A 13,404-nucleotide genomic window follows, 5' to 3' on the forward strand; every position below is an offset into this window, starting at 1 on the left:
CTGTCACACCACGTATTCGACCTCGAACGCGACTTCGTCCCCACGTAGGCGACTCGGATACGCCAGCCTGTCCGTTCGTACTCTCCGGCAGGCCGGTCCAGCCAGGGCTGCGGTGGGGTGGCGGTTGGGTCGAAGCGATAGATCTCGGGATATGCCCATCGACGGAGTCGGTCGCGCCATGTCGGTTTCTCGGGCCACGCGTGGATCCAATGGACGTGGTGGGCGAGTTCTGCCGCAGTGCGGATCGCGGCTTCTGGTCCCGCGTCGCTCATAGCTGTTCCAGGCCGAGCCGGCCGAGACGGGAGCGTACTGCGGTGGGCTGTCGTCCGAATTTGGCGGCCAGCACGTCGGCCCGGGAACTGGAGCGGCGCCTTGCGGAGTTGATCGAGCGGCATTACCCCGAGTTGCTCGCCATGGCGGGGGTCGGGCCGCACAGCGCCGCCGTTATGCTGATCACCATGGGGGACAATGCTGACCGTTTGCGCAGTGAAGCGTCCTTTGCCGCATTGTGCGGGGCAAGTCCTGTGGAGTATTCCTCGGGAAGCAGATGTCATCGTCGGCTCAACCGCGGTGGCGACCGGCAGGCCAACGCTGCTCTGTATCGCATCGTGCTGACCCGGCTGCGCTGGGATCCGCGCACTCAGGCGTACTACGAGCGGCGTGTGGCGGAAGGGAAGACCCGGCGCGAGGTCATTCGCTGCCTGAAGCGGTATGTGGCCCGGGAGGTTTACCGTCTCGTCCGAAACCAGCGTCGGAATCCGGGTTGATCGGGAAGGGCTATTTTGGCCCTGGAGCCAGGATGAGCCGCGGTGACATCGCTCGGTGCAGACGAAGGCTGACTATGCCAACCCTCCAGCTGCCCTCCCTGATGGCTGTCCCACTCGCCTGCAAGAGATGCGCGCCATTCCAGCCCGCCGGGTTCCCACCGACATCTCCGCGCGTCCTCGCTGCCACATGTGGGGACCTGAGCGTGTTTCACTGCTTTCGCAGGAGGGGTTGAAGGCGCGCGATCCAGACGGTGCGGACCTGGGTCCATTCCTGTGCGCACCTTGTGGCCCGTTGAGAGGGGAGGCGGCTTGTGGTGGCGAGATCGGGGTTCCGGGTGGGGACGGAGCAGTGGAGGTAGCAGAGGTGGTTGGCTGCGCGGGCCAGGTTGGGGGAGTGCTCGTCTCTGCCTGAGGTGTCGGAGTTGCTGTTCGCGGCTGCGGAGAGTTCGTACGCTTCGGCGGCGGTGCGGAGTTGTTGTTCGCCGGTGGGGCCGGTGCGCAGCAGCATGAGGGCGGCGAACTGGTCGGCGGCGTCCTCTTCCTGTCGGTTGGTGAGGGACAGGTCCAGCAGGTCGATGAGGGCGTGGCGGGATTCGTGGTAGAGCGTTTCGGTGGCGACGGCGGCAACTTCGTTGCCGGCCGGGTGGCGCCCCGCGTTCTGGAAGAGATCGTGGTCTTCGGCCGAGTCGTCGTAGCGGAGCTCGATATGACGAGTCTGCGGGTCGTAGGCGGATCCCTCGCCGTTGCAGGAGCGACTGACCATTGTTTACTTGCCGGTCTAGGGCGCGTTCAGCGCTGACGCAGCCGTCTCCACCGGTTTGCGGCTGCGTAGGAAGGAGGCTTGAGCGCGGTCGGCAGCCGATGCTTCCTCGTAGTGGGTGGTGAATCCGCTGCTGCCGCCGCTGTCGGGGTTGTGTGCTTCCCCGCCGGTCGTGGTGCAGGAGAGCAGCAGCATTGTGCCCAGACCCGCTCCGACTACATGCCGTATGCCCCGTGCTCCCACACCTGCATTGTGCGCCACACGATTCGGGGACCGGGCTGTCACAAACGGTGCGCTAGCGGGGCGTTGTGCGGGCTGGCTGGGACAGGAGGCGAACGTGTCTGGGCACCCTTCGACTTCTTGTGGCGCGAGGGTGTTGAGGCGCCAGGCGATCAGGCCGGTGGTGCCGGGTTTCGCGGGGGCGATGGTCGCGGTGAAGGGAGGGCCGACGGGGATGTTGAACCGGGCCTCGCGGGATCCGCCAGGGCAGTTCCTGGGTGTGTTTGGTCTAGCCGCGGGTGAGGATGAGGTGGGATACCTCGTAGCTGTCGCAGGTGATGTCGAGGCCGTGGGGTGGGGCGGGGGCGGATTACCGAGGGCAGTGCAGGGGCCAAGTGGACTGTCCGGGAGTACGTCACAGCGTTCGGAGACGAGGTGGTCGCCGCAGAGCCAGTGTGCGGATCTCGTCCAGGTACTGCCGCAGCACGAGCCAAGCCCACCGTGCTCTCCACGCTTTCCGGATCTGTGAGGCAGTCGTCGGGTCCACGGTTTGGTGGCGACGCAGATGTGTAGCGCCAGGTGTCCTGGTGCCGGTACATCTCAACCGCGGCCATCGCGTTGACCAGGCTGTCGCCCGTGGCTCAGGCTGCGCGCGAGCGCGTAGGGCATTCGGCCGAACAGCGAACAGCGCAAGATCCAGGCAGGGTGGTCTGGGCACTTCCCGCAGGCGAGGCAGTCCGAGGGCGAGCTCATGCACCGTTGGCATTCTCGGCAAGTCGACATGTCAGTGGTGCGGTGAGGTGGGGTGAACGGTGCGACGGACCCCATCACCCAGAATCCCCATAAAGGTTCTTGTCAGTGTGCCATTCAGCCAGAGCTATGCAGATCCATCAATTAGGGACTTTCGGGCCAACCGTCGGCCCCGCCCGCCCCACAAGCCCCCAGTGGCGGTGATCCAGCCGGTACCCCGCACCAGGCACGCTCCGGGCCACCCGCCCTCCGCCCGCCATCCCCACTGGAAAGCACCACGTCACCACCACTGCGCCAGGACGACGCAATGCGGTCCGCTGGCCGAATGGGAAGGTTACGCAGTTCGATGCCGCAGACCTACGGTCATGACCCTCCCGTTCCTCGGGTCGACCGGAAAGGAAGTGGTCTGCGTGGCCATCACTGGGCTCATGGTCCTCGACGGCAAGGATGCGGTTCCCCCACGCGGGTGGACCAAGATCAACAAGGATCTGAACGCCGGCGCCGGTGGCGATTACCTGTACTTCGCGTACGAGACCGACGCCGTCTACTCGCCGATCACGAACATCAAGTTCGTCGGCAACCTCTCCGAGGTGCCGGGGAACTACGAAGCGATTCCCGTGGACCTCAACAAGGGAGCCGGCGGCGAGTACATCTACACCGCGTACACCTCTGACCCGTCGGAAGGAGCCCCGATCCAGGCGCTCGACGTACTCCTCACCACGGTCAAGAGCGACGAGCCCCCCAAGCCGTGGCAGCGGATCGACAAGGACCTCAACGCCGGGGCGGGCGGAAAGTACGTGTACCTGATCTACCTGGTCGTCTGATCAGGAGCGGGTGAGCAACGGCCGGGCCGTGCCCGCGGCGGCAACCCGCGGGCACGGCCCATTCCGGGACCTGGAGGGTTCTCATGGCCTCGTACGTGACCGACCTGACCGTCCTCGAGGGTGAGGACTCAGCTCCTCCCCCTGGCTGGCACAAGATTGACAGGAATCTCAACGAGGGCACCAGTGGCGTCGCCCTCTACTTCGCCCTCAAGCGAGGGGAAAAGACGGACGCCCTCACGGACATCATCTTCCTGATCGGCAAGGACGCGGCGATCGCGACGCCTTACACCCGGATACCGGTGGACCTCAATAAGGGGGCCGGCGGCGCGTACATCTACACCGCCTTCGGACGCGACCCGTCCCTCGCCTCCCCGATCACCGATCTCGATGTCCTGATCGGCGACGCCTCCTGGGACCAGCCCGGGCCGGGGTGGTGGCGGGTCGACCAGGACCTGAACCAGGGAGCGCACGGCGCGTACGTGTACCTCACCTATAGGCAGGGATGACCACTGTTCGTGGCACACCTGATCAGCAGGGAGCGACATGAGTGATTACGTCACCGACTTCAACGTCACGGTCGTCGCGGGATCTCGCCCCAAAGGGACCGTCATTCCTCCCACGCCGAGTGGCTGGAAGAGAATCGATGTGGATGTGAACGATGGTGCGGGCGGCGACTACGTCCACTTCGTCTACGAGAAGCGCGCGGGCGAACCACCGCTCACCGATGTCGTGTTCGTGGGAGAAGACGAAGCAGCACCTTCCGGCTACCTGAAGATCCCGGTCAACGTCAGTTCCGGGACGGTCGGAGAGCGACTCTTCGCGGCCATCACGCGTGATCCGGACAGGGGCAGGCCGATCACTGCTCTCGATGTCATATCCGGCAAGGAGGCGGACATGGTCCCGCCTCCCGGATACCGCAAGGTCGAGCCCGATCTCAACAAGGGCGCGAAGGGCAACTTCGTCCACCTCATCTACCGCACCCGGTAGGGCCCACGGAAAGGAAAGGGGACAGGTATGCAGCCTGCGCGTGATACACAACTTCCGCCGTCGGTGCACGAAGCGCTGAAGCGCCCTCCGCGGAAGGGCGGTCTCCAGGCCGTAAAGCACGTGGTGTTCCTCATGCAGGAGAACCGCTCCTTCGACCACTACTTCGGAACCTTCCCGGGCGTCCGCGGATTCCACGACCGCAACGCCATCACCCTGCGCGACGGATACAGCGTGTTCGATCAGCCCCGGTCGAAAGGGGACCGGGTGTCGCCGCATCCGCTGCCGGCGGACGGAAGTGAGGACACGAGTACGCTGCACGACTGGGCTACCGGGCACCAGGCGTGGCACGAGGGGTGGCACGACGCGTGGATCGACGCCAAGCAAGGCCCCTACACCATGAGTTACTACGAGCGTGACGGGGTGCCCTTCTATCACGCGCTGGCGGACGCCTTCACCATCTGCGACGCCTACCACTGCTCGGTCCTGAGCGAGACGACATCGAACCGTAATTACCTGTTCAGCGGCTACGGCGGCTACGAGCCCGACGGCAGCCGGGTGACAGGGGCAGCAGCGCACGATCGCGAAGACTCACCCGGGGCATATCAGTGGCCGAGCTACCCGCAGTGGCTGGAGGCCAACGGCAAGACATGGAAGGTGTACCAGGAGTGGGACAACTTCTACGACAACAATCTGGAGTTCTTCGCCGCCTTCAAGAACATCTTCCGTACCGCTCTCCAGAAGTCCGACGGGCTCTGGAGCACGTACAAGAGCCTGTACGGCTTCTACCAGGGCCTGCAGACGCAGCAGTCCTCCAGTGACCGCGACGCCATGCTCCGCCGGCTCCAGGTGGGGGTGGAGAAGCTCTCCCCTGGGGAACGGAGGCTGTACGACCGCGGGCTGTACCGCTGTGCTCCGCGGCCAGCGACCACCACGGGCCTCGTTGCGGAGTTACGATCGGACATCCGTCAGCGGCAACTCCCACAGGTCTCCTACCTCGTGCCGCCCACCGACGACTCGGAACACCCCGGAAACTCGTACCCCAAGCGGGGCCAGAAGATCGTCTACCAGGTCCTGGACGCCCTCGCCGCGGATCCCGAGGTATGGGACTCCACCGTCCTGTTCCTCAGCTACGACGAGAACGACGGCCTCTTCGACCACGTACCCCCGCCCGTTCCGCCGCCCTCCGAAACCGATGAATATGTGGGAAGCGAACCACTGGGACTCGGCATCCGAGTACCGATGATCGTGGTGTCACCTTGGACGGCAGGCGGCTACGTCTGCTCCCAGGTCTTCGATCACACCTCTCAAGTACGCTTTCTGGAAAAGTGGTTGGGAGTACCACAACCCAGCATCAGCCGCTGGCGGCGCACGGTCGCAGGGGACCTCACCTCGGCCTTCGACTTCGAACGCACCCAGCCGCTCCCTCCCGCCCCAGGAGAGCGGCGCCGAGCCCGCGCACTGCCCTACCAGCCCGACGCGTATGCCACGCTCGACACATCACGCCGCTTGCTGCTGCTCTCCCTGAGCAACAGCGGAAGCGCCAGCGCCCATCTGACGCTCTATCCGTACAAGCGCGAACGCGAAACTCCGCGGCACTTCGACGTCCAGGGACACAGCGTCACCGACGTTCAGGTACACGATGCGGAGGGGAACTACCGATTCACGCTCACCGGGCCGAACGGCTTCCGCCGGGAGTTCTCCGGATCGCTGGAGGGAGCAGGCGCACCCGTCGACGTGACATCGGAGACCGACGAGAAGGCACGCCGACTCCTCATCAGGGCCCGGAACAACGGTGACGTGGAACTCACGATGTACGTGACCGCCGACCACTACGTCACCGGCGGCCAGGGCACCGCGGACCCATACCACCTCAAGCCCGGCACCGAGACCGTGATCGACTGGAACACCGAGGTCGCCGAAGGCTGGTACGACCTGAAGCTCGTCCTCGGGGAGGACGGCACGTTCCAGCGACGGCTCATGGGCCACCTGGAGAACGGCAGCGAGAGCGTCAGCGGGTGACACCCACCCACGTCGCACCCACCCTCACCCCCGCTCCACGCCCTCATCCGATCTGAGCCCCTCCGGACCCGCGTCACATTTGTCCAGCTCAGCGGACCGCCCCCAAGCCCACGGCTGTCTCCAGCTCACAGTCCACCTGTTCGCTCGTCACCGCGTACCGCTCGTCCCGGTACCCGCCCGGTGGTGGCTCCGGCACCGGGCATCGGGGCGGCGGCCTGTCCAAGTCCGCCGTGTCGTGGGTTCCTGTGGGCGAGGAGTTGTCGGACCGGCGGGGGAGCCCGGGCAGCACCTGGATTACTGAGATTCGAGCCATGAATTGAAGGTCGGGACGCTGCTGAAGAGGGAGGGCGAGCCGGGCTTGCCGCAGTCGCGGCCGGAAATGATGCCGACGATTTGGCCGTTGAGGGCGGCGGGGCCGCCCGCGTCACCGTTGCAGACGGCCCGGCTGCGACCAGCGGTGTCTCCTGCGGCAGCAGCAGGCGCGCGATCACGTGGGAGCAGACGATGCCGAGGATCTCCGGATCCCAGGCAGCGCGGGAGAAGAACGAGTGCGCGCGATCGTGCGGCCATAGCCGCTCCAGCCCGGCCCCGGTGAGCATGCCGGTGACCGTCCGGCGGCCGGTCTGGGCGATCAGGCCGGTGACCAGCGCAGTGAACGTGGCAAACGTCGGTGTGGTGAAGCAGCCCCTTAACTTGCCCGGCACGGCGAGCAGCGAAGCCGGGACGTTCGAAGCGGGAAGCATCGGCGGACCCCTCCCAAAGGCGGGCTACAGCACCGTCGATGCCTCTCCCATCTCCCCACTGCCACAGCCGACTTGACCAACCGCGACCTGGCTCACGCCCTCAACAGGGGTCTGCGGAGCAGTGTTCTGGGTCTAGGGCCTGCATCATCTGACCTGCTCGTTTGTGCTCCACGAGGGGCTCGCTGCCGTCTCACGGTCCGCACCTGGTCCGGGCCTTGGAGCGCTCGGTTACCCAGGGTTCACCGCGCGGATTGAAGTGGGTGCGGCTCTTTCCGAGTGGTGGACATCGAGTAAGGCGGTCGAGGGCGTACGGATCGCCAAGAGTCATGCATGCCCCTGAGGTCGCTGGGACGCGTGGTGCCAAAGGAGCATCTCTTGACCTCGCACCGCCGGTTTCCCCGCTTGATCCGGGCCGTCCTATACTCCCCTTTGCTCGGCCGACGAGACTGCAACGGGGAAGCGCGGGGGAAGCATGGCGGAGTACATAGTGACGGTGCTGGCGCCCGGCATCATGGTCGTGGCCGTACTGGCGCTGGTGGCACGACTGTTATCGCTGCCCGTGCTATTCCGGGCCCAACGGGGCGTGCGTCAGAGGGCGTTGGAGGTCAGGGCCGGGACTGCGTCGGCCGAGGGGTTCCCGGCGGCCGTCGGCGGGGAGCTGGTGGTCGGCGTCGTCGGCAGCGTCGGCCTGGTGGTCGCGCTGGACAGCTATTACGTCTCCGGTTTCGACGTGCTGGACCAGTCCATCGGCCTGGGGAACACGTACGTTCTGGCCGACACGATGGGCCTTCACCCTGGGACCGCGTACTTCCGGTTCCTCGTCGTCGCGATCCCGACGCTGCTGGTCTGGCTGCTGCTCTGGTTCCTGACCCGGCGCAATCTGGTCGGGGCCGGCGCGCCCGGTGAGGCGGGGGCAGCGCCTTCGGACCGCGGCCGGCTGAGCGGCGCGCTCGCGCTGCGCGTGGTGCTCGGCCTGCTCGTACCCATCGGGCTGGTCGAGGCCGCGCTGCTGTTCCAGCTTGTCGCGCTCGTGACCAGCCGGCGGATCCGGTCCGCAACCGCCCCGACAACGCCTGCGCCGCACCCCGCGTACGGCCCGCCCACCCCGTACGCGCAGACGGCACCCGCCGCGCAACCTGTCCAAGCGCCGCCCGTTCCGCCGATGCCGTCGTTTTCACCCGTACAACCCACTGCCCACGCACCGACGCAGGACGACCGGGCCACCGCAGCCGCGCCGCAGATCTCATGCCAGGAGCTGCATCCGGGTGAGCCGCGGAGCATCGCCGGGTATCAGCTGCTCGGCCGGATCGGGTCCGGCGGGATGGGGACGGTGTACCTCGCCCGGCGCGAGGGGGCGGCGACGCAGGTGGCGCTGAAGACCATCCATCCCGAACTCCTCGACCACGCCCAGCTGTTGCGCCGCTTCGAGCGCGAGGCAGAGGTCCTCGCGATGGTGTCCGGCGCCTACACCTCCCGGGTGCTCGACGCAGGGGTGGCGGCCGGACGGCCGTATCTGGTCATGGAGTTGCTGGACGGACGGCCGCTCGACATGCATCTGCGGGAGCAGGGGCCGATCCGCTCGCCCGAGGCGCTGCGGGCCCTGGCGCTCGCGCTGGCACTTGCTTTGTCCGGGGTGCACCGGCTCGGTCTGGTCCACCGGGACCTCAAGCCCGCCAACATCATGCTGACCAGCGCCGGGCCCCGGCTGCTCGACTTCGGCATCGCGGCGATCGTGGACGGCACCCGGCTCACCCGCACCGGCGGCGGCCCGGGGACGCTGACGTACATGGCGCCCGAACAGTTCGGCGACGAGCCAGCCGGTCCCGCCGCCGACATCTGGGCGTGGGCGTGCTGCGTGGTGTGCGCGGCGCACGGCACCAGCCCGTTCCAGGCGACCAGTACGGGCGCGGTGATCCGCCGGATCGTCGACACCGGACCCGAGGCCGCCGCCCTTGCGGCGGTACAGGCACTCGACCCCGCCCTCGCGGCCGCCGTCGGGCGGGCACTGACCGCCGATCCCGCAGGGCGCCCGGCGGACGGCGCGGCCCTGGTGGAACTGTTGGGCACACACCAAGGTCCGCTCCCGGACGCGAACGCCGTCCGGGACCAGATCACCCAGGGCTGGCGCACCCTGACACTCTGACCACTGGCTCACCGGACGCCACCGTGCCTGCGCCCTCATCGCCGCCAACGCCATGCGAGGCGCAGCGCCACCCGCTCAAGGACTGCCGACGCCCCCTCACTCAGAAAGAGCCGTACCCGATTGAAGTTGGGTGTAGCTAGCTCTTCTGCAGGGACTCAGCCGATCAGTAGCTCGCGGGCACGAGCGAGCAGGTCGTACTGGCGGCGCAGGTCGCTGCCCGACAGGTTGATGACGAATGTGCGGGCACCCGCTCGAAGGTATTGATCAAGTCGCTCGGCCAGCTTCTCAGGAGGTCCGCTGACCACCAGACGATTTGCCTGCTGCTCGGACAGGCCCTGCTCTCCGGTCAGCGAGCGCAGGAAGCGAACCAGGCGCCGGTGACCCCGGCAGCTCTCCTCCGGGTCGCTGCTCAGTGCGGCGAACACCGTGGTGCCGACCTCGGGGGTCCGCGTGCCTGCTTGGGCTGCCATCGCCGCCAGTTTGGCAGCCCCCTCGCGCAGTTGTGCGGGTTCGAGCAGCGAGGCAAGCCATCCGACGCCGTGGTCCACGGCGCGTCGCAACGCGCGGTCAGACATGCCGCCCACCCACACCGGTGGCGCGGGAACAGCGGGTTCGAGCGTGATCACCGGCTCACCCGGCACGGTCAGCAATGGCGTCGGCCGGCCCGCGAACAGATCAGGCAACGCCCGCAGCATCACCTCCGTCCGGCGGCCCCGCCCGGCGAACGGAACCCCGCCGACCGGCCAGTCCCCCGTGTGTACGCCCGCGCCGACCCCCAGGACCACGCGGTTGCCGGACAGGTACTGCAACGACGACAACTGCTTGGCCGCCCACGCCTGCTGCCGCAGCGCCAGCAGCATGACCCCGAAGCCGATCCGCACGCGCTCGGTGACCGCGGCGGCCGCGCTCAGCGCGACCACGCTCTCCAGGAACGGGGTGCGCGCGCACAGGTGGTCGCCTGCCCACACCATGTCAAGGCCGACCTGCTCGATGTGCTGGGCCAACGCGGGGATCTCCCCCATGCCCTCATCGCCACACTCGCCGAAGGTCGGAAGACAGACACCAAGATTCACCGGCATATCGATCCTTCCCGTGGGGGCCGCCGCACGGTCCAGCACTACGGGAGTGCAACGGCCTGCGACGTTCGGTGAGGCCGACCTTGCCCGCTCAACCCGGATTGAGTTCAACTGGTCCGATGGACGATCTGGCTTCGATCCGGCGAGTTGCCGACCATTTCGATCTGCCCATCTCGACGCTGCACTACTGGGAGCGCCGCGGACTCATCACGCCCCACCGACGCTTCGGCCATCGCTACTACAACGCCGATCAGATCTACCGGATCGCGCTGATCCGGCTGTGGCGAACCACCGGGCAGATGTCCCTCAACGAGATCGTCGCGGTCCTTGCCGAGCGCGCGGACACTTCCGGCTGGCGCGACACCGTCACCACTCGAATCGCCGCCATCGAAACCCAGATGACCCAACTGGACACCGCCCGCAGCTACCTGCGCGACCTGCTCTCATGCCCTCACGACGATGCACTCGAACACTGCGAAGGCTTCCGCGCCCAGATCGCCCTCCCGGCAAAGGATCACCAGTGACGCCCCACATGCAAGCACCACCAACGCCGCTCCGCCACTGCCCACCGGCAGTCCCTGAAGGAGAGCCGCACCCATTGAAGTTTCGTCGGCAGCGGGCCGGATGTCAGCCAATCCGCTGCGACAGCTCGACGATGATCCCTTCCGGGCCGCGGACGTAGCAGAGCCGGTAGTTGTCCTTGTAGCGCTCCAGCTCGCCGACGAGCTCTCCGCCGCGGCCTCGCAGGCCGGCCACGACGGTGTCAATGTCTTCGACGGCGAATGCGACATGACGCATGCCCGGTGTGTTCGCCGACGGGTTCCGGTTGCCTCCCGAGCCTGTCGGCGTGTGGTACTTCGTCAGCTCAAGTCGTCCGTGGCCGTCCGGGGTCTGCACGATGGCGAAGTCTGCCCTGACACCTTCGAGGCCCACGACGCGGTCCACCCAGCGGCCCTCGACGGCCCCCTCACGTTGTACTACCAGCCCGAGTTCGACGAAGAACGCCGTTGCGGCAGCGAGGTCGTCGACGACGATGCCCACGTGGTCCATCCGTTGGATTGTCATGCGCTCGATCGTAGGGCCCTACCATCGAGTCGCTGAAGCCTCCCAACTCGCCAACATGTGCAGCCGATTTGGCCCTCCACGGCCCGGCCTGCGACCTCATCGGAAGTCTGTGAAAACGGCGAAAGTGGAGATTCAGGCTCGCTGAAGGATACTTGGCGGGAGCTCAAGGGTGTTACCGGTAGTCCCGGGCGGCTCAGGATACGGGTTCGGCTCCTGCCTGGTTGAGATTATACCGGATGCAGGGTCGTGCTGGCGGATGGGTACGGACTGCGGACGAGGCGGAACAGCCTTTGCCGGTGAGCGCCGACGCGACCCGCTGATGGCCCGGCGTCGGGTCGCCGGAATTTGACGGCCGCCCGGACGACTCTGCTGCGCCATTCCTTAGCCGATCAGAGTGGGTACAGGCATCCGGCTCGCACGACCGGGCGCCTGGGCGTCAAGGGGCGTCTCCTGTTGCGTCACCGGCCATGTCCTGCCATTGCGCAGCAGGATCCGGGGCAACTCTGCTGCTCATTTTGCTGGGCGTGCGGGGTGACCATGTCGGGTCCAGCAGCCGCGAGGTGACGTTGGGGTGGCAGGTCTGCCAGTGCGCGCTCAGAACAGTGCCAGGCCCTCGCCGTTGGTGTCTGCGATGACGGGCCGGGGCTGGTCGGGGAGGCCGTCCAGGCGGTCGGGGCCAGCTGCGGCGGCCACGGCGGGGGCCGTCTCGGCCAACCAGACACGAAGCTGCTCGGCGGCATCGCGGTAGGGGACTTGTGCCAGGATGCGGTGCTCGCCGGAGGGGCAGAAGTCGACGGCGACCGTGAGCAGGCAGGAACGGGGCGCCTGTTGACTGCCCGTCCAGGACACACGCAGGACACCGCAGGGCTTGCGCCCGCGCGGGGCGCGGTGGGTCGGGCGCAGCGGTCGGCAGGCTACGTGGGCGGTCCATGCGGCGAGGTGGGGGCAGGGGCAGGGTGGTGCGGGCGCGGCAGCCGGGGCAGCGGTGCCAGTGGCGGAGCCAGTTGTTGGTGTCGGTGTGGAAGAGGCGTGTGTAGCGGTACGCGGATGTCGTTGCTGTACAGGTGGTCGGGGCGTTCCAGTGTGTTGCAGGACTGGCAGACGGGGGCGCGGACGTAGCCGTGTTCGTGGCAGTGGTCGAGGACGGTAGCGGGCGCGGTGCGGCAGACGGCGCACGCCCACCCGGCCAGCCTGCGGGAGGTACCGGGCTTCCTGCTGAGCACCGAGTACAGCTGGCCTTCCAGCTCTTTGTGGTACGGGCGCAGTGCGGCGGTGGGGCCCTCGGGGCTCGTCGTCTGCCGCCCGCCGGCTTCTGGGGACTGCCGGGGGTGGGAGGGCGGCTCGGTGACGGCGGCGCCCGTCTGGCGGGTCCGCGCGGCGTGCACCCACTGCGTTTCGGTGTGCTCGGCCAAATCCAGCAGCCTGACCACAGCGCGCGGCAGCCACCACGTCCGCTGCGCCCCCTCGCGGGTCCGCTCCACGAGTATCTGTCGCCAGTCGATCCCCGCCAGGTGGTACGGCCGGCCGTCTTCACGTCGTGCTGTGCGCTCGGGGCCGCCCGGCTTCTGCAGTTCCCGCGTGATGCGCTGGCGCCAACGCAGCGGCGTTTCCTCGTTGTACTCCTGCTTCGGCGCCCCACGGAACGGGCCGATGCGGACCACGTCCTGCCGGTCCATCCTCACCGCGTTCAGTTCCGCGGCCGCCCGGCGCACCTCAGCCTCCGGAACACTCCACTGATCGCCGCTCGCCCGCACCGTCGCCACCGCATGGCCGCCGAGCAGGACGTATCCCGCCCGGGCATGGGCAGGAGAGCAGGTGAAGGCCCCAGAAGCCGTCGGCACCGCACTGTCGGCCGTCAACTCGACCCACAGAGCGTCCGCGGCACCCAGGATGATCAGGCCGTCCGCGCGACCGGGGATGACACGCTCTGACATACCGACAGGCTAACGGCCTGCCACGCGACCCCGGCCCCACCAATGTTGTCACGGACTGCCGTCGCGCCGAGCCGCGGGCCGGGCACCGGCAGAGGACCGGTGCCCCGGAAGCCGAGC

13 protein-coding genes are annotated in these 13,404 nt (G+C 67.5%); 7 read left to right on the plus strand and 6 right to left on the minus strand.

What is annotated here, in order from left to right:
• Nucleotides 1-332: 332 nt before the first annotated feature.
• Nucleotides 333-767: a transposase gene (locus ACIBK6_RS18885; RefSeq protein ID WP_399052390.1), complete on the plus strand. Its 435-nt coding sequence runs from the start codon at nt 333-335 to the stop codon at nt 765-767.
• 208 nt (nt 768-975) lie between these two features.
• Here the strand turns inward: ACIBK6_RS18885 and ACIBK6_RS18890 are convergent, their stop codons facing one another.
• Complete coding sequence (locus tag ACIBK6_RS18890) at nt 976-1,530, minus strand: DUF4344 domain-containing metallopeptidase (RefSeq protein WP_399052391.1); 555 nt, start codon at nt 1,528-1,530, stop codon at nt 976-978.
• Nucleotides 1,531-2,861: 1,331 nt separating this feature from the next.
• On the opposite strand from ACIBK6_RS18890, the gene ACIBK6_RS18895 reads away from it, so the two are divergent.
• The 4 genes from ACIBK6_RS18895 to ACIBK6_RS18910 all read left to right on the plus strand — a co-directional run bounded on the left by ACIBK6_RS18895 (nt 2,862) and on the right by ACIBK6_RS18910 (nt 6,326).
• On the plus strand, nt 2,862-3,320 hold the full coding sequence (locus tag ACIBK6_RS18895; protein WP_399052392.1) for a hypothetical protein: 459 nt from the start codon (nt 2,862-2,864) through the stop codon (nt 3,318-3,320).
• Between the two features lie 83 nt (nt 3,321-3,403).
• Nucleotides 3,404-3,826 carry a hypothetical protein gene (locus tag ACIBK6_RS18900; protein WP_399052393.1) on the plus strand — a complete coding sequence of 141 codons (423 nt, stop codon included), beginning with the start codon at nt 3,404-3,406 and terminating at the stop codon, nt 3,824-3,826.
• 37 nt (nt 3,827-3,863) lie between these two features.
• A complete protein-coding gene (locus ACIBK6_RS18905; protein WP_399052394.1) occupies nt 3,864-4,307 on the plus strand; it encodes a hypothetical protein in 444 nt (147 codons plus the stop codon).
• A gap of 27 nt (nt 4,308-4,334) precedes the next feature.
• Nucleotides 4,335-6,326 (plus strand): alkaline phosphatase family protein, encoded by a 1,992-nt coding sequence (locus ACIBK6_RS18910; RefSeq protein WP_399052395.1) that lies wholly within the window; start codon nt 4,335-4,337, stop codon nt 6,324-6,326.
• A gap of 294 nt (nt 6,327-6,620) precedes the next feature.
• Here ACIBK6_RS18910 and ACIBK6_RS18915 read toward each other — a convergent pair whose 3' ends face one another.
• Nucleotides 6,621-6,896, minus strand: coding sequence for a trypsin-like serine protease (locus ACIBK6_RS18915; protein ID WP_399052396.1), 276 nt, complete (start codon nt 6,894-6,896; stop codon nt 6,621-6,623).
• A gap of 645 nt (nt 6,897-7,541) precedes the next feature.
• On the opposite strand from ACIBK6_RS18915, the gene ACIBK6_RS18920 reads away from it, so the two are divergent.
• On the plus strand, nt 7,542-9,212 hold the full coding sequence (locus ACIBK6_RS18920) for a serine/threonine-protein kinase (protein ID WP_399052397.1): 1,671 nt from the start codon (nt 7,542-7,544) through the stop codon (nt 9,210-9,212).
• A 155-nt stretch (nt 9,213-9,367) separates the two neighbouring features.
• Here ACIBK6_RS18920 and ACIBK6_RS18925 read toward each other — a convergent pair whose 3' ends face one another.
• A complete protein-coding gene (locus ACIBK6_RS18925) occupies nt 9,368-10,330 on the minus strand; it encodes an LLM class flavin-dependent oxidoreductase (protein ID WP_399052398.1) in 963 nt (320 codons plus the stop codon).
• A 77-nt stretch (nt 10,331-10,407) separates the two neighbouring features.
• Here ACIBK6_RS18925 and ACIBK6_RS18930 point away from each other — a divergent pair, with 77 nt between their 5' ends.
• Nucleotides 10,408-10,812: a MerR family transcriptional regulator gene (locus ACIBK6_RS18930; protein WP_399052399.1), complete on the plus strand. Its 405-nt coding sequence runs from the start codon at nt 10,408-10,410 to the stop codon at nt 10,810-10,812.
• 103 nt (nt 10,813-10,915) lie between these two features.
• On the opposite strand, the gene ACIBK6_RS18935 is transcribed toward ACIBK6_RS18930, so the two are convergent.
• From ACIBK6_RS18935 to ACIBK6_RS18945, 3 genes are all read right to left on the minus strand, one after another.
• Nucleotides 10,916-11,353 (minus strand): VOC family protein, encoded by a 438-nt coding sequence (locus ACIBK6_RS18935; RefSeq protein WP_399052400.1) that lies wholly within the window; start codon nt 11,351-11,353, stop codon nt 10,916-10,918.
• A gap of 594 nt (nt 11,354-11,947) precedes the next feature.
• Nucleotides 11,948-12,202 (minus strand): hypothetical protein, encoded by a 255-nt coding sequence (locus ACIBK6_RS18940; protein WP_399052401.1) that lies wholly within the window; start codon nt 12,200-12,202, stop codon nt 11,948-11,950.
• A 65-nt stretch (nt 12,203-12,267) separates the two neighbouring features.
• Nucleotides 12,268-13,287 carry an endonuclease domain-containing protein gene (locus ACIBK6_RS18945; protein WP_399052402.1) on the minus strand — a complete coding sequence of 340 codons (1,020 nt, stop codon included), beginning with the start codon at nt 13,285-13,287 and terminating at the stop codon, nt 12,268-12,270.
• Between the last annotated feature and the right edge of the window lie 117 nt (nt 13,288-13,404).

The organism is Streptomyces sp. NPDC050485, from assembly GCF_044458185.1.
In the GTDB taxonomy this organism is placed as follows: Bacteria; Actinomycetota; Actinomycetes; order Streptomycetales; family Streptomycetaceae; genus Streptomyces.

Coding starts and splice junctions, on each gene's coding strand:
- ACIBK6_RS18890 (WP_399052391.1), bottom strand. CDS start 1,530: ATGGTCAGTCGCTCCTGCAACGGCGAGGGATCCGCCTACGACCCGCAG.
- ACIBK6_RS18895 (WP_399052392.1), top strand. CDS start 2,862: ATGACCCTCCCGTTCCTCGGGTCGACCGGAAAGGAAGTGGTCTGCGTG.
- ACIBK6_RS18900 (WP_399052393.1), top strand. CDS start 3,404: ATGGCCTCGTACGTGACCGACCTGACCGTCCTCGAGGGTGAGGACTCA.
- ACIBK6_RS18905 (WP_399052394.1), top strand. CDS start 3,864: ATGAGTGATTACGTCACCGACTTCAACGTCACGGTCGTCGCGGGATCT.
- ACIBK6_RS18910 (WP_399052395.1), top strand. CDS start 4,335: ATGCAGCCTGCGCGTGATACACAACTTCCGCCGTCGGTGCACGAAGCG.
- ACIBK6_RS18915 (WP_399052396.1), bottom strand. CDS start 6,896: ATGGCCGCACGATCGCGCGCACTCGTTCTTCTCCCGCGCTGCCTGGGA.
- ACIBK6_RS18920 (WP_399052397.1), top strand. CDS start 7,542: ATGGCGGAGTACATAGTGACGGTGCTGGCGCCCGGCATCATGGTCGTG.
- ACIBK6_RS18930 (WP_399052399.1), top strand. CDS start 10,408: ATGGACGATCTGGCTTCGATCCGGCGAGTTGCCGACCATTTCGATCTG.
- ACIBK6_RS18935 (WP_399052400.1), bottom strand. CDS start 11,353: ATGACAATCCAACGGATGGACCACGTGGGCATCGTCGTCGACGACCTC.
- ACIBK6_RS18945 (WP_399052402.1), bottom strand. CDS start 13,287: ATGTCAGAGCGTGTCATCCCCGGTCGCGCGGACGGCCTGATCATCCTG.